The organism is Kitasatospora sp. NPDC034533 (assembly GCF_055575155.1).
Genome location: NZ_JBVITE010000029.1, coordinates 61,460 through 81,086, shown reverse-complemented (window position 1 = coordinate 81,086; position 19,627 = coordinate 61,460). Strand labels below are relative to the sequence as shown.

Sequence of the window (19,627 nt, the reverse complement as noted above, 5' to 3'; positions counted from 1 at the left end):
ACCCTCACTCCGTGAACCCTACTGCTGTTGCCCGCAGGCCCTGGTGGCTCTACGTGTTGACGCTGGCGGCCTTCGTCGTCCAGACCGACGACTTCATCATCGTCGGGGTGCTGCCGGAGATGGCGGACGATCTCAAGGTCGCCGAGCCGACCGCCGGTCAGCTGGTGACGGTCTACTCGCTGGTGTACGCGCTGGCCGCCCCGGCGTGGTCGCTCGTACTGACGCGGGTGTCCCGCCGTGCGGCCCTCATGTGCGCGCTGGCCTTCTTCGCGGTGGTGAACTTCGCCGTCCTCGGGTCGGACTCGTACCCGCAGCTGATGGTCCTGCGGGTCCTGGCCGCCGGGGCCGCCGCCGTGGTCCTTCCCGGTGCGCTGGCCTCGGCCGGCGCACTGGCGCCCGCCGAGCGGCGGGGGAGGTACCTGGCCACCGTCATGGTCGGCCTGACGGGTGCCGTCCTGGTCGGCGTGCCCGCCAGCACGTGGATCGGAGCGGAGTTCGGATGGCGTGCGACGTTCACGTCCTGCGGACTGATCGGCGTCGTCGCCTTCGCGGGGGTGGCGCTGGCCCTCCCGGCCGTCGCGACGCCGAAGGGGGAGGAGCGCGGGACCCTCGCCGGCCTCCTGCGACCGCTGTTGAGCGGAGCCGTCGCGGCCATCCTCGTCGTCACCGTGCTGGTGGTGGCCGGGAACCTGGCCTTCCAGACCTACATCTCCGTCTACCTGGCCGACCTGGCGGGCGCCGGCCCGCGGACCCTCGCCGTGCTGCTGGTCTGTGCCGGTGTCGGGGGCGTCGCGGGAACCCGTCTGTCCGGGTGGCTGGCGGACCGCTACAAGCCCCTGCGCGCCTTCGCCCTCGCCTGCGGCGTCTTCTGCGTCGCGATGCTCGCGCTCGGTCTGCTCTGGCTCGTCAGGCCGGTTCCCGCCGTGTTCGTCGCGGGTCTGCTGCTGGTCTGGTCGGCGGCGGCCTGGGCGGTTCCGCCCAGCATCCAGGTCCTGATGCTCTCCCGCACGGGCGCGCGGGCCGCGGCGCAGGCGATGGCGGTCAGCAGCAGCTCCGCCTACGTCGGCTCGGCCCTGGGAGGGGTTGCGGGTGGGGCCGTCGTGGCCCTGGAGGAAGGGCTGCTGGCGCCCGTCGCGGTCGCGCTGGTGGCCGCCGGCCTCGTGCTGGCGCTGTTGACGCTGCGTGCCCAGGCCGCGCAGGCCGAACCGCCCGTGACGGCGGACCGCGCGACGGCGGACGGCGCGACGGCGGACGGTGACGCCCCGCCGCAGGGGCGGCAGCAGGGCGCCGCGGCCGTGCCGGGGCCTCTCCGGGACGGTCCGCGCCATCGTGCGTGACATCGTGACACCCGCGGGCCCGGCTGGTCCCGGTCCCCGTCCACCACGAACCGGTGGACGGGGACCGGGATCCCCCGGCGGACGGCCCGGTCACCGCCGGGTGACGCGTCCGTGCAGACGCCCCGGGTGTACCTCCCGGAGCCGGTGCAGCGCGGTCAGGCTGACGGCCGCGGAGGCGAGAACCAGTCCGGAGACCGCCCACACCGAACCCGTCAGCGCGATCAGGCGGTCGGCGGCGATCGGCGCGAGGGCTCCGCCCACCATCACGCCCGCGTTGAATGCCAGCGCGACGGCCGTGAACCGGTACCCGGTTTCGAAGACCCCGGCCAGATAGGAACTCAGCGGTCCGGAAAACACCGCGTAGACGAGCATCGCCACCGAGAATCCGACGGCGATCAGTGTCGGCCGCCCGGTTTCGAGCAGCCAGACCAAAGGCGCGGCCCAGAGTGCACAGAGAATTGCGCCGATGACGCACAACCGGCGTCTGCCCAGTCGATCCGATAGCGCGGAACAGAGAAATCCGGATACGGCCTGACCGAGACGAGTGTCGCATTCAGCATGGTCGTCCGCGGAACGTTCAGTACGGTGGTGGCATAAGACAATGCGAAGGTCTGCGTCACGAAGTACAGAACGTTTCCGACGATCACCACCATCGCGGCCAGCACGAGCGCCCGGGGCTGTCGACGCACGACCTCCATGAACGGCGCCTTCGACACCGCGTCACCGCCGGCGGACTCCAGGAACGCGGGCGTCTCCGGGACCGCCGCTCGAACGAACAGTCCGACGGCCACCAGAACGACGCTCGCGAGGAAGGGAATCCGCCAGCCCCAGGAAGTGAACTGCTCGTCGGACAGCCGATCGGAAAGCACCAGGAACAGTCCGTTCGCCAGCAGGGTCCCCAGGGAGGCACCGATTCCGGGAAACGCCGCGAACAGGCCCCGGCGCTCCGGCGGCGCGTGCTCGACGGCCAGCACGGTCGCACCCATGCCCTCGCCGCCGAGCGCCGCTCCCTGCACCACGCGCAGGGCGGTGAGCAGCGCGGGCGCCAGTGCGCCGATGGCCCCGAAGCCGGGCAGGAGGCCGATCGCGAAGGTCGCGGCACCCATCAACGACAGGGAGCCGACCAGTACGGGTCTTCGCCCGTACCGGTCGCCGAAGTGGCCGAACAGGACCGCGCCCACGGGGCGCACGACGAAAGCCACCCCGATCGTCGAGAAGGAGATCAGCCTGGCCCAGGTGCCGGACGTCGCCGGGAAGAAAACCGCAGGGAAAACGAGAGCGGACGCCAGTGCGTAACTGAAGAACCCGAAGTACTGGACCGTCGTGCCGAGCAGTCCCGCGAGGGCTGCCCGGCGTGCCGCCCCGTGAGCGCCGGCCGCCGCGGCGCGGGTCCTGCGGCCATCTGCTCCACGGGCGGTCCCCGCCGCCCGCCGCGTGCGGACACACACAACCGATATGCCTCCCCTGTGATAGGAGGATTCGTTCGCTGCCGAGGGAATGTCGGTCAGTCAAACACTTCCCGGTCGAACTGGCAACAGCGACTCCCCGCCGTAAAACCGCGAACGGGCCACTCGTGCCAGACGGGTCACGTCCGCATCATCCGTCGCATTTCTCTTCGGGTATTGATTTCCCGCTCCGAACCGTTGCATCCTGTCGTTCAGATCGAGGCGCCGCACCCAAGCAGGGCTGGGGAGAACCGTGAAAGCGGACCACAAGCCCTCGATTCGACCCCACGGGTGGACAGATTCGTGTGCCATGGAGCAGATTCCCCGTCCATGAAGGGCACGGAAATGCGACCTGCCGGGGGGTTCACTCCCTTGTCCTGGGAATGGAGTGATCATGCAGACCGAGCGCACTCAGTGGGCCCCGGCCACGACGGCGTGGGCCCCCGAGCGCACTCAGTGGGCCCCGGCCATGACGGCGTGGGCCCCCGAGCGGACCCAGTGGGCCCCGGCCATGACGGCGTGGGCCCCCGAGCGGACCCAGTGGGCCCCGGCCGTGGAAGCGGCGGTGGAAGCTGACTACCAGCTCGTCAGGATCAGCTGACGCCACGCCATAACCGCGCAGCCGCTGCCCCGGCAGCGGCTGCGTCCATTCGGGCAGCAGCGACGACAGAACACCGCGACGACCGAGAGGAAGCAGCATGTCCAAGAACATCCTCGTCACCGGAGGCGCCGGCTTCATAGGGCGCAACATGATCCGGGGCATGATCGACGACGGCTACGTGATCACCTCTCTCGACAACTACAAGATCGGCGGCAAGCAGCACATCCCCGACGACATCCGCGAGCACGTGGAGTGGGTCCAGGGCGACACCCGTGACCTCGGCCTGCTGAACAAGCTCGTCAGCGGCAAGGACGCCGTGGTCCACCTCGCCGCGCCCTCGTCCTTCCTGATGTACGAGGAGGACCCGGTCGACGGTGCCTCGGTCACCACCCACGGCTTCCTCAACGTCCTGGAGTCCATGCGCCGCAACGACGTCGGCAAGCTCGTGTACGCCAGCACCAGCGCCGTGTACGAGGGGAACCCGGTGCCCTACGACGAGTCCATGGAGGTCAACCCGCCCGACCTCAAGGCGCTGTCCAAGAAGTGGAACGAGGAAGTCGCCCGGCAGTACTCGCAGCGGTACGGGATCACCGCCATCGGCATGCGCCCGTTCAGCGTCTACGGCCACGACGAGTTCAGCAAGGGCGGCTACGCCAACGTCATCTCGCTGTTCGCCTGGGCCGTGCTCCACGGCGAGACCCCGGTCGTGTGGGGATCGGGCGAGCAGACCAGGGACTTCATCTACGTGGAGGACGCGGGTCGCGCCTTCCGCACCGCCCTGGAGAGCGACCTGCCGACCCAGGAGTTCAACGTCGGCACCGGCGTCGAGACCACCTTCAACGAGGTCCTCCGGCTCATCGGCCTGGAGCTCGGCAGGCCCGTCGAACCCGAGCACGTCGACGTGCCGATCGCGATCTACGCCGAACGCCTGTGGGCGGACGTGACCCGCGCCGAGAACATCCTCGGATTCCGGCACGAGATCGACGTGCGGGAGGGGATCCGGCGCGTGCTCGCCTCGACCCGGCGCGCCCAGGAGGCCGGCCGCTCGTCCGAACTCAAGGACGCCCAGATGTACTTCGAGACCCTGCCGACGAGCTGACCCGGGAAGGGAAGGGCGATGGCGAGGATCCTCGCTCTCACCGACTCCGCCGAGGACGTCCGGCACTTCTGCCGGGGCGACGAACTGCTCCTCTTCCGGATCGGGCTGCTGCCCCCGCAGGAGCACTCCCCCGCGCGGTTCGAGGAGATCTACCGGACACTCAAGGCCTCCTGCGACCTCTCCACCGTCGACGTGATCGTCGCGGAGTACGTCGAAGCACTCCCGCTGCTGTACCTGATGCGGCGCGACGGGTACCTCTGCCCGGCGCTCATGATCCCGCACACCAACCCCTATCCGCTCCACATCCTCTTCTACTTCCTGCTGATCGCCGAACACCCGCACCCCGCTGACCTGGTCGTCTGCGGTTCGACCAACGCCCAGCGCGCCTACGAGCACCTCACGGGAATCCGGGCCGGCAACATCTGCACGTTCGGCATCAAGGACCTCTACCGCAGGAAGGACAGGGCGGAGAGCCGAGGGCGTCTGGGGCTCCCGCCGGACCACACGATCCTGCTCTACACCGGCCGGTTCATGAACGACAAGGGCCTCGAACCGCTGCTGGCCGGCTACGAACGGCTCCGCGACGAGAAGCCCCGCACGCTCCTGGCCATGTCGGTGACCCACATCGATCCGCCGTACTACAACCGGCTGGCAGCCCGCCTGCGCGACGTCGTCCTCTTCCACCGCCTGGAGAAGGAGCGGACCGTCGACCTCTACAACGCCGCCGACCTGTTCGTCTCGGGCGCCACCAGCATCTTCGAGACCTACGGAAAGTCCCCCCTGGAAGCACTCGCCTGCGGGATCCCCGTCGTCGTGCCCCGCTGGGACGGCTTCCCCTACTTCATCGGCGAGGAGCAGGGCGGACTGGTCGACGTCGAGTACCTGTCCCGACCCCAGGCCAACCCGTACGAGTTCGCCCGCATGAACGACGAGCACTTCGCGGAGGTCTGCCGCAAGGTCCTCGACCGCGGGCAGCCGCCCCCCGACGGGGTGCCGGAGTGGGCCACCTACGAGCGGTCGGTCCGGGTCCTCGCCGGCGTGGTCGAACGGATGGCGGCCGCCGGCCGGACCCGCACCCCGCCCGTGGCGTCCTCGCCGCTCGACACGGACCGCTACCCGGCTCCGGTCCGCGCCGTCCTCGCCCACCACGGCCTCGGGCAGACCGAGGACCTCTTCACCAAGGCGGGCGCCCTCGGGCTCCTGAACGGCACGCTCCGCCCCGATGACGAGGCACTGCTGCGGGACCTGCACCACGAAGTGTTCAAGACGATGGACGCCGAGACCGCGGACGTCCGGGACCTGCGGACCTGAGCGGAGGAGCCGCCCCATGGCCGACCGGCCACGCCGGCCGAACCCGGCACACGTCCTCTTCGACACCGTCGCGGCCGACTACGACCGCACCGGCGTGGAGTTCTTCGCCCCGATCGGCCGGCGGCTCGTCCGGCTCTCGTCCGTCTCGCCGGGAGAGTCCGTCCTCGACGTCGGCTGCGGCCGGGGCGCGGTGCTCTTCCCCGCCGCACGAGCGGTCGGACCCACCGGTTCCGTGACCGGCATCGACCTGGCCGCCGCCATGGTCGAGGCCACCAACGAGGACGCGCACCGGGCGGGGTACACCCACGTCAGGGCGGTCGTGATGGACGGCCGGCTACCGCGCTTCCCCGGTGGGAGCTTCGACGTGGTCACGGGCAGCATGAGCGTCCACATGCTGCCCGACCCCGCCGCCGCCTTCCGCGCCTACCACCGGCTGCTCCGCCCCGACGGGCGCCTGGGGCTGGCGGTGCCCACCAGCGTCCGGCGGCCCGAGCCGGAGGTCTTCGGCCTGACCGCCATCGCGCGCATGAGCGCCGAGTACGACTCCGGCAGCGGCATCTACCCCTACGGCGAGGCACTCGGCGGGCCTCAACGGGCCCAGGAGGAGCTCCTGGCGGCCGGCTTCTCCACCGTCGACATCCGCCACGAGCAGGCCCGCATCACCGCACCGTCGGCCACCGCCCTCCTCCGGTGGACGTGGTCGCACGGCATGCGGCTGCTCTGGGAGCGCATACCCGTGCACGAGCGGGCCCGGCACCGGGAGGCCATCGCCGCCGAAGCGCGCGCCCGCAGCCTCGAACCCGACCACATCGTCCTGCCCGTGCCGGTGACCTACGTCGTCGCCCGCCGCGGGCCACGACCGGCGCGGACGGCCGCCCACGACGACGACACCCGACCCACCCCCGACGGAGTGACATGACGTTCGGTCAACCCCTGCACGCAGCGCCGGAGATCCCCGCGGACGATCCCGCCGTCTGGGACTGGGCCCGCGCCCAGTTCCGCCTCGACCCCGACTACGTCCACCTCGCGTTGTCGATGCTCGCACCCCAGCCCCGCTCGGTGCGCGAAGCCGTCCGGCGCCACCGCGACGCCCTGGACCGCAACCCGGCCCTCCACTTCCACGAGCGCGACGCCAACGTCCGCCGGGTCCTGGAGCGGGCGGGGGCGTACCTGGGAGCGGACCCCGACTCCATCGCCCTCACCGAGAGCACGACCGCCGGCCTGGCGGTCGTGTACAGCGGGATGCGCCTCACCCCGGACGACGAGATCCTCAGCACCGTCCACGAGCACTACGCCTCCTCCGAACTGCTGCGCTTCAAGGCGGCGGCCAGCGGGGCCGGCCACCGGGTCGTCAGCCTCTACCGGAACCCGTCCGAGGCGACGGCCGACGAGATGGTGGCGGCTGTGACCCGCGAACTGCGCGAGAACACCCGTGTCCTGGCGCTGACCTGGGTCCACTCCGGCACCGGCGTCAAACTCCCCCTGGCCAGGATCGGCAGGGCCGTCGCCGAGGCCAACGCGACGAGGCCGCGGCACCGGCAGGTCATCGTCTGCGTCGACGCGGTCCACGCCATGGGCGTCGAGGACTTCGAAGTGGCCCACCTGGCATGCGATTTCCTCGTCGCCGGATGCCACAAGTGGATGTTCGGTCCGCGCGGGACCGGCGTCGTCTGGGGCAGCGAGAAGGGCTGGGCGGCGGTCGAGCCCATCATGACCTCGTTCGACGTCGAAGTGTTCTGGCCCTGGTACCTCGGCCGGGTACCGGAGGAGGTGGCACCACGGGCTCGGCTGTGCACCCCCGGAGGGTTCCCCGCGTACGAGCACCGCTGGGCCCTCGCCGAGGCCTTCGAGTTCCACGAGCGGCTCGGCAAGGAACGCGTGGCCGCCCGCATCGCCGAACTGAACACCTACTGCCGGGCCAGGCTCGCGGAACTCGACGGCGTCCGCCTCCGGACCCCGGCCGACGCCCGGCTCCGCTCGGGGATGATCTGCTTCGACGTCGACGGCCACGACCCCGCGGACATCGTCGCCGCCCTCGAACGCGACAAGGTCATGGCGGGCCAGACCCCCTACCGCAGCAGCGCCGTCCGGTTCGCACCGGGCGTCCTGAACACCACCGCCGACGTCGACCGGGCGGTCGCCGCCCTGGAGAAGGCCATCGCCGGGACACATCCCGCCTTCGGCCGATGAGGGGAGGGGCCTGCCCGTCCACCGGGAACGGGCGGTCACGTCCGTCTCCCTCCCGGTTTCCCGGACGGGGCGAGGCCGGGGGCGAAGGGCCGTCAGTGGCGTTCTCGGCTCAGGAGCCGGGGCAGAACTCCGCCTCCAGCTCGGCGGTGAACAGGTCGATCGGCCCGCTGCCGCCGTTCAGCCAGTCCCCGTTGACGTTGGTGGAGAGCAGGTGGCGGCCGTCCCGGCTGCCGAAGGTGTAGGTCCACGAGCCGTTGATGGCGCCGCCCATGCCCCAGACGGTGGTGCAGGGCAGGTCGACGGAGCTGACGCCCAGGCCGTAGGCGGTGCCCTTGATCCACTTGTCCGCCGGCGTCCGGACCATCGTGAACATCTCCTGTTGCTGGGCCGGCGGCAGCAGTCGTCCGCCCAGCAGGGCGGCGAAGAAGGAGTCGAGGTCGCCCGTGGTGGAGATCATGTCGCCGGACGCCCAGCCCCAGGACGGGCTCAGCTCGGTCACGTCGTGGTCCGGGGTGTCGGGGTCGGTGTATCCGAGGTGGGAGTACTCCCGCCCGTGCGGACCGTGGATGGTGACGTCGTCGGAGGCGGGCTCGTAGGTGCCGGTGAGGCCGAGCGGAGCCGTGATGCGCCGGCGGATCTGCTGGGACAGGGCGCTGCCGGTGGCCCGTTCGACGATCATCCCGGCGAGGACGTAGTTGGTGTCGGAGTACGTCCAGCCGGTGCCGGGGGCGAAGTCGGGCTGGTGGGCGCGGGCGATGCCGACGAGCCCCTCGGGGGTGAAGTCGTCGAAGCGGTGCCGCAGGAAGGGCTCGTAGCGGAACTCCTTCCCGATCTCGTCGTCCGTCGCGAAGTTGGGGACCCCGCTGGTGTGGTTGAGCAGCTGACGGACGGTGATCCGGTCGGGCCGGTAGCCGGGGGCGTCGAGGACGCCGGGCAGCCAGTGCTCCACGCTGTCGTCCAGGCTCAGCCGGCCCTCGGCGGCGAGCTGGAGCACGACGGTGGAGACGAAGGTCTTGGTGGTGCTGCCGATCCGGAACCGGTCCTGCTCCTGGCGGGGCCGCCCGGTGGTGAGGTCGGCGACGCCCGCCTCGCCGAACCAGCGATGGCGGCCGTCCCGAACCTCGGCGACGGCGCCGGGGAGTCCACCGGTCGCCACGCCCCGGTCGAGCACCGCCTGCACGGCAGGGTGGCGCTCCCGCTGCCCGGCCCGCCCGGTCTGCCCGCTCTGCCCGGCGGCCTGGTCGGCGAACACCGGCGCGGCGGTGGAGACGGTGGCCGCGAGCACGGCCCCGGTGAGCAGGGCGGTGACGGCGGCGCGGGTCGTGGTCCTCATGGTGTGCTCCCCCTCGACGGTGTTTCCCGTGGACGGAGAGAACGCTCCCGCTGATTCACAGGACCGTCAACATCAACTCCATGGCTCATTCCGCATCACCAAAGCTCAGTTTGCTCGTTTCCTTGCAATGGGACTGCCGGTGAAAGCAACACCTCCGCGCTCCCATTGCAACAAGGCGGGCGTCGGACGGATACTCTCCTGACGATCGCGAGGACGCCCGCGCGAGGAACCCGACAGGACGAGGGGAAGTGGACGGATGCCAGGAGGCCGACTGACCCTGCGGGACCGCCGCCGGATCGCCACCGGCCTGGCCGAGGGGCTCGGCTACGGCGAGATCGCCCGCGGCCTCGGCCGGCCGACCTCGACCGTCACCCGGGAGATCGCCCGCAACGGCGGCCCGTCCGGCTACCAGGCCGAGCGCGCCCAGCGCGCGACCGCCCAGCGCTCCCGCCGCAGCCGTACCGCGCCCGCCGCCCCGCGCCCGACCGCCCCGGCCGCCCCCGGCGGCGTCGACCGGGACCCGGCCGCCGTCGGCGCGTTCGCCGACCGGCTGGCCGAGTTGCTGGTGCACGTCGGCATGCCCCGGATGGCGGCCCGGGTGCTCGGCTGCCTCTACGTCACCGACGAGGGCAGCCTGACCTCCGGCGACCTGGTGCGGCGGCTGCGGGTGAGCCCGGCCGCCGTCTCCAAAGCGATCGGCTACCTGGAGGGGCAGGCGCTGGTCCGCCGGGAGCGCGACGACCGGCAACGTCGCGAGCGCTACGTCATCGACGGCGACATCTGGTACCGCGCGCTGCTGGCCAGCGCCGAACGCAACACGATGCTCGCCGGGATCACCCGCCACGGCGCCGAGTTGCTCGGACCCGCCACCCCCGCGGGCGCCCGGATGGACGACGCGTCCGCGCTGCTGGACCGGATCGGCCAGGACATCGTGCGGTCCGTCCGCCAGTGGTACGAGGAGCGCGGCCCGCTCCCGTCCTGACCGCCCGACGACCCGAGCCCCTGCTGGCCGCCGATCGGCAAGCGGGGTCCGATCGCGCTCGGCACCGCGCCGAGCAGTGGCCCGGCGTGTGGCCCCCGGACACGACGTCCCGGGGAAGGCCTGGGCGCTCCGCTCGCGCGCTCGCTTCTCGATCTCGCCGTCACGGACCGGCACCGTTCCCGGCTCCGGTGACGGCCGCGGGCGGGTGGGCTGTCGCCCGGGTGGTTGCCCGGGCCCTTGGCGGCGGCGGTCAGCGGCCCGCCAGGTGGCGGGAGGTGCGTTCGACGTCCTGGAGCTGGGCGGTGGTCAGACGTCGGGCTTCCCAGATGACGGCAGCCACGTCCGCGGCCCGGGAATGGAGCGGTGGCAGGTCGTCGGATAGAGGGACGCCGCCGAGCGCGGCCAGGTCGGCGGCGGGAACGCCGAGAACACCGGCGAAGCCGGCCACCAGTTCGGGGGTCGCTTCGACGGCGCCGCGGCCCACCCCGCCGATGGTGGACGGAGACAGGTAGACCCGCCCGTCGGTGACCGCGTACAGCGCCTTCGCCGTGCTTGACCAGGTGAGGTTCCGGCCGTGCGCGAGCGCCAGGAGCACCGCGCCGAAGCCCGGCTCGTACCGGTGGTACGGCCGGTCGATCCCACCTCGCCCCTCGCGCGACACCGGGGGCTGCGCCCGGATCGCGTCCAGCAGCGGTCGCCGGTTCCCAGCGGGCATGACCATCGCGTTGTGGACGACAGCGCTGATCGACCAGTTCGGATTGCGGGTGACCGGCGTCAGGTCGTCAGGCACCGGCTGTCCGGAGAGGACGAACAGATCGGCGGCGTGCAGACCGAGGACCGGTCCGAGGTCCCTGAGTAGCCGTCCGGTCGGCCCCTGCCCGGCGAGTACAGCCCGCAGCTGCGCCGGGTCGGCGCCCGCCGCCGCGGAGAGCGCGGCGGAGTCGAGTGCCCGATGGTTCATCAGGCACGCCAGCAGCGCGTCGAAGCCCAGTACCCCAGCCATCGCGCCAGCCTACTGATCCTGGCCGTGCCGGGGCCGGGTGGGCGTATCGCACCCGCCGTCCGCCGCCGCCCGTTCGCCCACCCGCCCTGGCTGCTGTCCGGAGCGCGGCCCCGCCCCCCGGCGCCGTGGTCGTGGTCGCGTCGTGCCGGTGCACTTCGGCGTTGCCGGGGAATCGGAGGTCGCCGGATGATCGCTGTGCGGGCCGGCGTCGTCGTCTCGGCCGGTGCCGGGCCGCCGTCCGGGCCGGGCTGCCCCGTGGCCCGGCTCCCGGATCCTGATCAGTCCAGGTGCGCGCGGACCAGGCCCCCACGACCTGGCCGAAGCCGGCAGGGCGGGTGGGTTCTCTGGTCAGCCGACCCGGGGCCTCCCACTGACCAGACGGGTGTCCGGGGCGAACCACAACCACACCCGGTCCGGCTGGAAGTCGCACGGGACGTCGTCACCCATCGGCACGGGCTGAACGTGCAGGTCCGGGTTCTCCGCCTCGATCACGGTCCTGGCCTCGTCGACGTCGGTGCCGACGAGGTGGGGCCAGGAACGCAGGGAAGCGAAGTCGAAGTCGTCGTCCGTCATGACCGGCACCATGCCCACCTCTCGGCTGGATGACGCGCCGGGATCAGGGCGATTCCTGATGGCGAAGGCGGCGAGTGTGCGCCGCATCGTGGTGCTCTCCTCCAGCGCGGTGTCCACCGGCTCAAGAGCAAGCAGCGCCGCCGCTGACCAGACGGCCGGGCCGGGCGGCAGCGGCCGGAACCGGCACGGCTGGAGCGGACAGGAGTACTGAGTGAACTCCCGGCCGTGCGGCATGCCCGTCGCCGGTGACCGGGGGCAGCCGGCATGGGCGACGGTGCTCGCGGCGAACCGGCGCCGGCAAAGCAGGCCCCTCAGCGCCGCAGGCTGCGCCCGCCTCCCGCTGTGAGGAGCGGGTTCCGGTGCTGGACCGAAGCGTGGTCGCCCAGGGCGGCCGGCCGTTCCTCCCTCCCGGCTGGGTGGGCGCTCAGGCCTCCGCGCCCAGCGACGCGGGGGCCGTGGTGGTGCCGATCGACGTCCCGCCCGGCCGGTACCCCGTGTACCTGGAGGTCGTCGCCGACGCCGATCCGGCCAAGCGAGCGGCGTACGACCTGCCCGCCTCGTGGGTGTCCATAGCGGTCGTTCCCCTGGCCGCCCCCGAGGTGATCGCCGAGTCCTTGACCGCCGGACGGCTGGACGACCCGATCGAGGACTACCAGCCGCTCGGCCCACTCGGCGCGATCTGGAGCGATGACGGGCCGTCGCGGATCGGGTGGGACCGTGCCTTCGCCGCGCGCGCCGCGACGCAGCTGGCGGCCGGGGCGCGGGCCGGACGGGTGCCCAACGTCGTCGAGGTGCCGGCGGATTCGGGCGACGGGGCGAAGTGCGTCGCCTTCCACGTCAGCTCCTCCGCCGGGTGCGGCGCGGCCGCCGCCATCCGTGATGCGACGGGGGCCCTGGTCTGCCTGGTCCTCAGCAACTCCGCCTAGGCGTCGCGGATCGGGGCCCGCCGGCGCAGGCGGGGCAGCAGGAGCGGGTCCTCGGAGCGGGCGAGGGCGGCGGTGTGCCGGCAGAGGACGGTCGGCTCCGGGGGAGGGGCCGGAGACGGGGTGGCGGGTGGCCGATGAGGGGCCGGTGGGGCCAATGTCCTGGCGGCTCCACCGGCCGGACGACCCGCTCACCCTGGGCGTAGCCGTCGCCCGGGCCGCCCGTGCCGGTTCCCACCGGCGGCCTCGTCGACCGCCCCGGCGTCAGAGGCGGCGGACGAGCGTGCCGGGCGGGAGCACGTCGATGTTCAGCAGTTCCCCGGAACCGAAGACGACGACCTCCTCCAGACCAGGCAGATCGCGAAGTGGGGCGAGGTCGGTCTGCCACCCGGCCGAGAGCGTCAGCCGGCGCAGGTTCGGCGTGGCCACGGGCAGATCACCGAGGATCTTCAGCGCGACGAGCCTGCCGATGTCCAGGAAGTCCACCTTCGGCAGGACGGGCAGATAGGGGTGATCCGAGCAGTACAGGGAGAGCTGGACGAGCTCCGGCAACTCGGCGAGCTCGTCCAGCGGCTGGATTCCCCGGTACTCCAGGGTCACGGCCCGCAACCCGGACCACCGGCTGATCCCGGTGATCGAGGTGGCCTGGAGCGAGTCAGCCAGGAGGTTCAGCGTGACCAGATCGTCGGGCGCCGGGAACGTGCGCAGGCTCGCGCAGCGCAGCGGTTGCCCCAGGGTCAGGTGGCGCAGGCCCGGAAGCGCGGCGAGCGGCTCGTACCCGCCGAGGGGAGCAGCACGGGTCCCCGAGCCCCGTTGGTCCGCGGCTCCGGAGGAGAGCAGATCGCCACTGATCGCGCAGGCCGTCAGGCTCAGGTCGGTGATCTCGGGATAGTCACGGAGGAAGCCCAGGTCGTCCAGGTGGCTTCCACTGATCGAGAGGGCCCGGCAGGTGCCCAGACGCCCGGAGGCGATCAGATCGTCCTGCTTGAAGGGGCCGACGAACTGGATCCGCGGGAAGTCGCCGATCTCGCGCAGGGCCGTGAAGTGTTCGGGCGTGCTGATCACGACCGAGCCGTCCCCCGGACCGTACGCGAGGACTTCCCGCGCGAACTCGGCGGCGTCGATCCGGGAATCGGCCCAGGCGTGGCCGAGCGCGGTCCACATCATCTCTCCCCTGAGCGAGCGGAACCGCTTCAGGTAGGGCAGGGACTGCTCCCCGCCGGCCCGTACCGCGGTCTGGACGACGAACGCCCGCTCTTCGTCGTCCAGCTCCTCCGGGCCGGGCAGCAGGTCAAGCACCAACGGTCCGCAGGCGGCCAGCCGGTCGACGTCGTGCGACGACCGGGGCGGCAGCAGACGCCGTAGCCGCTCCTCCACCTCCTCCCGCACCGCCGGATCCAGCACGGTGACCTGGTCCAGGCAGGCCGCGGCCAGCAGGTGGAGCCGGGTACCGTGCTCGGCACTGCCGTCTCCCAGCCCGATCAGCATCCGCAGCACGCGCGCCGCCTCGTCAGGACGGGCGTGCGCCACGGCCATGCGCAGCACGTCCTCCCACTGGGGATCGCTCGCGTGTTCCTTCAGCACACCGAAGTCGAGACTAGCGACCGCCGCCTTGGCCCCCAGGAAGTCCTCGAACGTCCGGTGGATGAAATCCACGGTCTCGGCGGTCGGCTGGCGCAGCAGCCCGCTGCGGGCGATGAGGTGGGCGAGCACCTGCCGGGCATCCCCCTGGGCGCGGACCTCGGGCATGGCCGGGAGCGCGGCGCCGATGGGGTGGGCGGCGTCGTTCAGTTCGGCCTCGGCCAGGCCGTTGCGGATCATCCAGTACGCCAGCCGCTGCAGCAACTCGGTGGTCTGGTCCTCGTCGAGCACGATCCCCTCGGGCGCCTGGATGTCGCGCTCGTCGTCGCGGCGGATCATCAGCATGGACAGCGCGGCGCTGTAGAGCGCCTTCCGGCCCCGGGGCAGGTGCCCGCGCCGGTCACGGTGCAGCGCGCAGACGAGCGCGCAGAGCAGGGGAGTGGTGGTGAGCTGGGCCAGGTCGCGCTGCGCCCTGATCGTGTCCCCGAGCTGGTGCTCAAGCTGGGTCAGCCGCTCGATCTCCGGGAGGTCGTCGGTCTCGGCCCGGGCGGCGTCGTGCCAGCGCCGGACGAAGACGGCGACATCGCGTCGGCCCATCGGGCGGACCGTCAGCTCGGCGAAACGGTTGGCGACCAGGGCTCCTTCGGGGAGGACGGTCGGCCGCGTGGTGACGGCCGTGAAGCAGGAGGGATAGGCGGCCAGCAGCCCGCTCAGCCAGTCGAAGGTGCGGGCCCGGTCCCGTTGCGGCACCTCGTCCAGTCCGTCCAGCAGCAGCATCCCGCGCCCCTCCACCAGCAGCCGGTCCGCCCAGTTCGGGGGCTGGGCGGCCGCCAGCGGACACCCGATGCTCCGCAGTAGCTCACCGGCCGTCGGGAACGCCGCGGCGCGCACCAGCCGACGCAGCGGTAGCAGGAAGGGCACCGTGCCGCTCAACGACGAGAGCTCGTCCGGGAGCCGGTCCTGCGCCGTGACCACCGCGAGCCACTGCAACAACGTGGTCTTGCCGCTCCCCGCCTGACCGCGCACCAGGATCCGCTCCTTGCCCGCCAGCGCCCGCTCGGCCCGCTGCACCTGGTGGACCTGCTGCTCCTCCGGTGAGCGCGGTGCGGAGGAGGCGAGTTCGAGACTGAGGTAGGCGGTGTCGAGCGGCCAGCGGGCCCGCTCCGGGCGGCTGAGGTCGAGTCCGATGATGTCCAGATGGCTGTGCCGCTTGACCAGGTACTCGCAGTAGCGCCGTTCGAACTCCCCGCGCGCCACGGTGGCGGGGGTGGGCCCCGCCGCCCGCCGGCGCAGGTCGAGCAGCGGTCCGGGCTCGGCGCGCAGCGCGGTGGCGAGCGACACCACCGTCCGCTCCGAGGGCAGCCTCGAACCGTTCAGCGCCTGGCTCACCGTCGTCCGCCCCAGGCCGGCCTTCCGAACGAGCTGGTCCACGGTGAGCCGCCGCCGGACCATCAATTCCCGCAATGTGCTGGCGAGTTCCTGCATGGCGTTCATCTTCGTTCAGGCGAACGGCGCGGAACGCGGATTCGGCCAGATTGGCTCCCGTCCGCCCGATCCAGCCGAACGGAGAGACCCGTGCCGAACCAGTTCGCTCCCTGCCTGTCCTCCCTCTTCCACCTCTCCTCCCTGCCCTGCCTGCTGCTCCTGTCCGTCCTGCTGGGCGTCGTCCTGCCCGCCGTCTGGTCCCGCCGTCCGGCCCGCCGGGCGGCCGCTCGCGAGGTGCTTCGACTCCTGTTGGACGCGCTGCGCCGCACGCGGTCACGCTAGCCCCCGGCAGCGGGCCCACCGGCCTGGACGGCCGGGTGGCCCTGTCGGAGGGCCGGCCTTCGTCAGCGACAACCGGTGGTCCTTGGGCAGCGTGGCCGGACAGCCCTCAACGAGCCTGATGGTGTGGCGCTCGCGGAAGGCCGGCAGGTCCGGCCGGACCCGCACGATCTGCCCGGTACTCGGCTCAGGAACGGGGAGCCCTTCACCGCCCGACCTCGTCCTGTCCTTCGCGGCCCGCGACCACTCCCCGGTGCTCCACGCCTTCCTCGACACCATCCGGAAGAACTGCCCCGACGTGGGTGCCGCGCTCGACGACCGGCTCCGACCCCACACGTGATTCGGGCCGGCCGCCCCTTCGCCCGTTCGGTCGGGCGTATCCCCCCGGTATGACGCCGGTTCACGGCCGTGTCCGCGCTGGGCCGCCGCGCCAGTCATCCTACCCGAGGACCGGCCTCGGGCGGCGGGGTGTAGCCGCGGGTGCGGACGAGGTCGTGGGCGAGGCGGGTGAAGGCGCGGGTGGCGGCGCTCTGGTAGGCGTTCTCGCGGTGCAGGAGGGCGACGGTGCGGGTGGGCAGGGGCGGGTCGAGGGGGACGGGGGCGAGGTGGGGGTGGTCGTGGGTGACGGCGTCGGGCAGGACGGTGGCCAGGTCGGTGCGCCGGACGATTTCGGTGAGGGCCTGGATGGAGTTGGCCTCGACCGTGATGCGTGGGGTGGCCCGGTGGCGGGCGAAGTAGGCGTCGATGTGGCCGCGTGTGGCGAAGTCGCCGCTGAGCAGGGCGAGTTGTCGGCCGTCGAGGGCGTGGACCGGTAGGGGCTCCGGCGTCGCCCGGGCGCGGGGGGCGGCGGTGACGAGGCTGAGGGACTCGGTGAACAGCGCGGTGGCGGTGATGCCGGGCGGGTGGGCGCCGGCGAAGGCGATACCGCAGTCGAGGTCGTCCGCGAGTAGCGCCGCTTCGATGCGGTCCTGGGTCGCCTCGGTCAGGGCGAGGCTGACGCCGGGGTGGCGGGTGTGGACTTCGGCGGTGAGCGGGCCGACCAGGTAGGCGGTGAAGGTGGGGGTGACGCCCAGGCGCAGGTGGCCGCGGGAGAGGTCCCGGACGTCGTGCACGGCCCGTTCGGCGGAGGCCAGGTCGCGCAGCGCCCGCCGGGCGTGGTCGGTGTAGACGGCGCCGGCGTCGGTGAGCCGAACGGCGCGGCCGGTGCGGTCCAGCAGCTGCGCTCCCACCATCCGTTCCAGCTGCTTGATCTGCTGGGAGAGCGTGGGCTGGGAGATGTGCAGTTCCTCGGCGGCGCGGGTGAAGTTGCCGTGTTCGGCCACGGCGAGCAGATAGCGCAGGTGACGCAGTTCGAGAGCGGCCATGGAACCACTATAGATGCCATCAATAGATCTCATTTCCAACAGCTCTTGGACGCTATAGACGCAGGTCGTGCATGGTGGATCTCACCAGCCCACAGGGGCCGATCACCACCCGAAGGGAGTGACCATGCAGGACCTCATCGAGGGCGTCGCCCGTTTCCGGCGGGACGTCTTCCCGGCCAAGGCGGAGCTCTTCGACCACCTGGCCACGCATCACTCGCCGCACACGCTGTTCATCAGCTGTTCCGACGCCCGTGTCGTGCCCGAACTGATCACCGGAGCGGAGCCGGGTGACCTCTTCGTCATCCGCACGGCCGGCAATCTGGTGCCCGCCTACACCCCCGGGGCCGACGGGGTCACGGCGAGCATCGAGTACGCGGTGGCTGCGCTGGGGGTGAAGGACATCGTCGTCTGCGGTCACTCCGCGTGCGGCGCGATGACCGCCCTCGCCGCGGGCCACGACCTCGGCGGCGCCCCGGCCGTCGCCTCCTGGCTGCGGCTCGCGGACGCCTCGGTGGCGCGCACCGCCGCCGGCGGTGGCGTCGCGGCCCTGGTGCGGCAGAACGTGCTCGCGCAGCTGGCGAACCTGGCCACCCACCCCTCGGTCGCCAAGGCCCTGGCGGAGGAGAAGGTCGCCCTGCACGGCTGGGTCTACGACATCCCCACCGGCCGGGTCGACGACCTCACCGCCGCCGGCGCCGTGCGCGCGGCCTGACCCGCCTGGCTCCGGGGCTCCCGCCCGGCTCCGGGCTCCCGCCCCGCGCGTCAGCCCGCCGGGCCCCGTGTCCACCCCCCCAACCCGCCGCTCCACCCTCCCCGTGAAGCGGCACACCCGAGAGAAAAGGACTCAATGATCATGGTGCACGCACAGTGCGAGCAGACCGCCCGTGAGGCCCTGGCCGCCAAGGCCGTGGCGGCCAAGACCGCCAAGGACCTGACCTGGAAGCAGATCGCGCAGGCCTCGGGCCTGTCGGTGGCCTTCACCACCGCCGCCGTCCTCGGCCAGCACCCCCTGCCGGAGGAGTCGGCCAAGGCCGTGGCCGAACTGCTCGGCCTGGACGACGACGCGGCGCTGCTGCTCCAGACCATCCCGGTGCGCGGCTCGATGCCGAACCGGATCCCGACCGACCCGACCATGTACCGCTTCTACGAGATGCTCCAGGTCTACGGCACCACCCTCAAGGCCCTGGTCCACGAGGAGTTCGGTGACGGCATCATCTCCGCGATCAACTTCAAGCTGGACGTGAAGAAGGTCGCCGACCCCGAGGGCGGCGAGCGCGCCGTCATCACCCTGGACGGCAAGTACCTGCCGACCAAGCCCTTCTGACCGGCGCCGATACGGCGTCGCACGGCACGGCGACGGGGCGGGGCCGGAAAACAGCCCTCCGGCCTCGCCCCGCCCCGCCCGTTCCCCGACCCCCGCGAAGCCGCCCGCCGGCGGCCCGTCCCACCAACTCCGGAGGACCTCCATGGACTTCGTCCAGCGCACCATCGACATCGCCCGGCAGAACGTCGCCGAGGGCGGCCGCCCGTTCGCGACCGTCATCGTCAAGGACGGCGAGATCATTGCCGAGAGCCCCAACAAGGTCGCCCAGACGAACGACCCCACCGCGCACGCGGAGATCCTCGCCATCCGCGAGGCCTGCACCAAGCTCGGCACCGAGCACCTGAGCGGCACCACCATCTACGTCCTCGCCCATCCCTGCCCGATGTGCCTGGGGTCGCTGTACTACTGCTCGCCGGACGAGGTCGTCTTCCTCACCACCCGCGACGCCTACGAGCCCCACTACGTCGACGACCGCAAGTACTTCGAACTGAACAGCTTCTACGACGAGTTCGCCAAGCCCTGGCAGGAGCGCCGTCTGCCGATGCGCCACGAGGCACGCGAGGACGCCGTCGAGGTGTACCGGTTCTGGCAGGAGCGCAACGGCGGCGAGCGCCGAGTCGCCGGTGCCCCCACCGCCTGAGCCTGCCGTACCCGGCGTGACCGAGGAGGCGGCCCTCACCCGGGCCCGGGTGAGGGCCGGTTCCTGAGCGCCCGCCCGGTGACAAGCGCGAACCCGGAGAGGACGCCGAGCGGACCGTGGCTCGCCGGATCCGCGAGGAACCCGGCGCCGGGCCCCG

20 protein-coding genes are annotated in these 19,627 nt (G+C 72.1%); 13 read left to right on the top strand and 7 right to left on the bottom strand.

What is annotated here, in order from left to right:
* Nucleotides 1–11: 11 nt before the first annotated feature.
* Entirely contained in the window at nt 12–1,337 is a 1,326-nt protein-coding gene (locus tag ACZ55U_RS21015; RefSeq protein ID WP_465527664.1) for an MFS transporter, read from the top strand.
* A 90-nt stretch (nt 1,338–1,427) separates the two neighbouring features.
* Here the strand turns inward: ACZ55U_RS21015 and ACZ55U_RS21010 are convergent, their stop codons facing one another.
* Both ACZ55U_RS21010 and ACZ55U_RS21005 read right to left on the bottom strand, forming a co-directional pair.
* Entirely contained in the window at nt 1,428–1,829 is a 402-nt protein-coding gene (locus ACZ55U_RS21010) for a hypothetical protein (protein ID WP_465527694.1), read from the bottom strand.
* Entirely contained in the window at nt 1,733–2,785 is a 1,053-nt protein-coding gene (locus ACZ55U_RS21005; RefSeq protein ID WP_465527663.1) for an MFS transporter, read from the bottom strand. The genes ACZ55U_RS21010 and ACZ55U_RS21005 overlap by 97 nt, the downstream gene beginning before the upstream one ends.
* A gap of 391 nt (nt 2,786–3,176) precedes the next feature.
* Here ACZ55U_RS21005 and ACZ55U_RS21000 point away from each other — a divergent pair, with 391 nt between their 5' ends.
* From ACZ55U_RS21000 to ACZ55U_RS20980, 5 genes are all read left to right on the top strand, one after another.
* The gene (locus tag ACZ55U_RS21000) at nt 3,177–3,383 is read left to right on the top strand and encodes a hypothetical protein (protein ID WP_465527662.1); all 207 of its coding nucleotides are present in this window, start codon (nt 3,177–3,179) and stop codon (nt 3,381–3,383) included.
* A 97-nt stretch (nt 3,384–3,480) separates the two neighbouring features.
* Nucleotides 3,481–4,482, top strand: a complete 1,002-nt coding sequence (locus tag ACZ55U_RS20995; RefSeq protein WP_465527661.1) for an NAD-dependent epimerase/dehydratase family protein — start codon at nt 3,481–3,483, stop codon at nt 4,480–4,482.
* An 18-nt stretch (nt 4,483–4,500) separates the two neighbouring features.
* Nucleotides 4,501–5,793, top strand: coding sequence for a glycosyltransferase family 4 protein (locus tag ACZ55U_RS20990; RefSeq protein WP_465527660.1), 1,293 nt, complete (start codon nt 4,501–4,503; stop codon nt 5,791–5,793).
* 16 nt (nt 5,794–5,809) lie between these two features.
* Nucleotides 5,810–6,712, top strand: a complete 903-nt coding sequence (locus ACZ55U_RS20985) for a class I SAM-dependent methyltransferase (RefSeq protein WP_465527659.1) — start codon at nt 5,810–5,812, stop codon at nt 6,710–6,712.
* Entirely contained in the window at nt 6,709–7,983 is a 1,275-nt protein-coding gene (locus ACZ55U_RS20980; RefSeq protein ID WP_465527658.1) for an aminotransferase class V-fold PLP-dependent enzyme, read from the top strand. The genes ACZ55U_RS20985 and ACZ55U_RS20980 overlap by 4 nt, the downstream gene beginning before the upstream one ends.
* A 109-nt stretch (nt 7,984–8,092) precedes the next feature.
* Here ACZ55U_RS20980 and ACZ55U_RS20975 read toward each other — a convergent pair whose 3' ends face one another.
* Nucleotides 8,093–9,316 (bottom strand): serine hydrolase domain-containing protein, encoded by a 1,224-nt coding sequence (locus ACZ55U_RS20975; protein ID WP_465527657.1) that lies wholly within the window; start codon nt 9,314–9,316, stop codon nt 8,093–8,095.
* Between the two features lie 256 nt (nt 9,317–9,572).
* On the opposite strand from ACZ55U_RS20975, the gene ACZ55U_RS20970 reads away from it, so the two are divergent.
* Nucleotides 9,573–10,298: a GbsR/MarR family transcriptional regulator gene (locus ACZ55U_RS20970; RefSeq protein WP_465527656.1), complete on the top strand. Its 726-nt coding sequence runs from the start codon at nt 9,573–9,575 to the stop codon at nt 10,296–10,298.
* A 250-nt stretch (nt 10,299–10,548) separates the two neighbouring features.
* On the opposite strand, the gene ACZ55U_RS20965 is transcribed toward ACZ55U_RS20970, so the two are convergent.
* Together ACZ55U_RS20965 and ACZ55U_RS20960 are read right to left on the bottom strand one after the other, a co-directional pair.
* Nucleotides 10,549–11,301, bottom strand: a complete 753-nt coding sequence (locus ACZ55U_RS20965; protein ID WP_465527655.1) for a hypothetical protein — start codon at nt 11,299–11,301, stop codon at nt 10,549–10,551.
* Nucleotides 11,302–11,649: 348 nt separating this feature from the next.
* Entirely contained in the window at nt 11,650–11,874 is a 225-nt protein-coding gene (locus tag ACZ55U_RS20960; RefSeq protein ID WP_465527654.1) for a serine protease inhibitor, read from the bottom strand.
* A 58-nt stretch (nt 11,875–11,932) separates the two neighbouring features.
* Between ACZ55U_RS20960 and ACZ55U_RS20955 the strand changes: the two genes are divergently transcribed.
* Together ACZ55U_RS20955 and ACZ55U_RS20950 are read left to right on the top strand one after the other, a co-directional pair.
* A complete protein-coding gene (locus ACZ55U_RS20955; RefSeq protein ID WP_465527653.1) occupies nt 11,933–12,085 on the top strand; it encodes a hypothetical protein in 153 nt (50 codons plus the stop codon).
* A gap of 148 nt (nt 12,086–12,233) precedes the next feature.
* Nucleotides 12,234–12,800 (top strand): hypothetical protein, encoded by a 567-nt coding sequence (locus ACZ55U_RS20950; protein ID WP_465527652.1) that lies wholly within the window; start codon nt 12,234–12,236, stop codon nt 12,798–12,800.
* A gap of 261 nt (nt 12,801–13,061) precedes the next feature.
* Here ACZ55U_RS20950 and ACZ55U_RS20945 read toward each other — a convergent pair whose 3' ends face one another.
* Nucleotides 13,062–15,872, bottom strand: a complete 2,811-nt coding sequence (locus ACZ55U_RS20945) for an NACHT domain-containing protein (RefSeq protein WP_465527651.1) — start codon at nt 15,870–15,872, stop codon at nt 13,062–13,064.
* An 81-nt stretch (nt 15,873–15,953) separates the two neighbouring features.
* Here ACZ55U_RS20945 and ACZ55U_RS20940 point away from each other — a divergent pair, with 81 nt between their 5' ends.
* Nucleotides 15,954–16,145: a hypothetical protein gene (locus tag ACZ55U_RS20940; protein WP_465527650.1), complete on the top strand. Its 192-nt coding sequence runs from the start codon at nt 15,954–15,956 to the stop codon at nt 16,143–16,145.
* Between the two features lie 431 nt (nt 16,146–16,576).
* Here ACZ55U_RS20940 and cynR read toward each other — a convergent pair whose 3' ends face one another.
* Nucleotides 16,577–17,506, bottom strand: coding sequence for a transcriptional regulator CynR (gene cynR / locus ACZ55U_RS20935; RefSeq protein ID WP_465527649.1), 930 nt, complete (start codon nt 17,504–17,506; stop codon nt 16,577–16,579).
* A 124-nt stretch (nt 17,507–17,630) separates the two neighbouring features.
* On the opposite strand from cynR, the gene ACZ55U_RS20930 reads away from it, so the two are divergent.
* The 3 genes from ACZ55U_RS20930 to ACZ55U_RS20920 all read left to right on the top strand — a co-directional run bounded on the left by ACZ55U_RS20930 (nt 17,631) and on the right by ACZ55U_RS20920 (nt 19,470).
* Nucleotides 17,631–18,218 carry a carbonic anhydrase gene (locus ACZ55U_RS20930; RefSeq protein WP_465527648.1) on the top strand — a complete coding sequence of 196 codons (588 nt, stop codon included), beginning with the start codon at nt 17,631–17,633 and terminating at the stop codon, nt 18,216–18,218.
* Nucleotides 18,219–18,359: 141 nt separating this feature from the next.
* The gene (gene cynS / locus ACZ55U_RS20925; RefSeq protein ID WP_465527647.1) at nt 18,360–18,830 is read left to right on the top strand and encodes a cyanase; all 471 of its coding nucleotides are present in this window, start codon (nt 18,360–18,362) and stop codon (nt 18,828–18,830) included.
* A gap of 142 nt (nt 18,831–18,972) precedes the next feature.
* Nucleotides 18,973–19,470 carry a nucleoside deaminase gene (locus tag ACZ55U_RS20920; protein WP_465527646.1) on the top strand — a complete coding sequence of 166 codons (498 nt, stop codon included), beginning with the start codon at nt 18,973–18,975 and terminating at the stop codon, nt 19,468–19,470.
* The last annotated feature ends 157 nt before the right edge of the window (nt 19,471–19,627 follow it).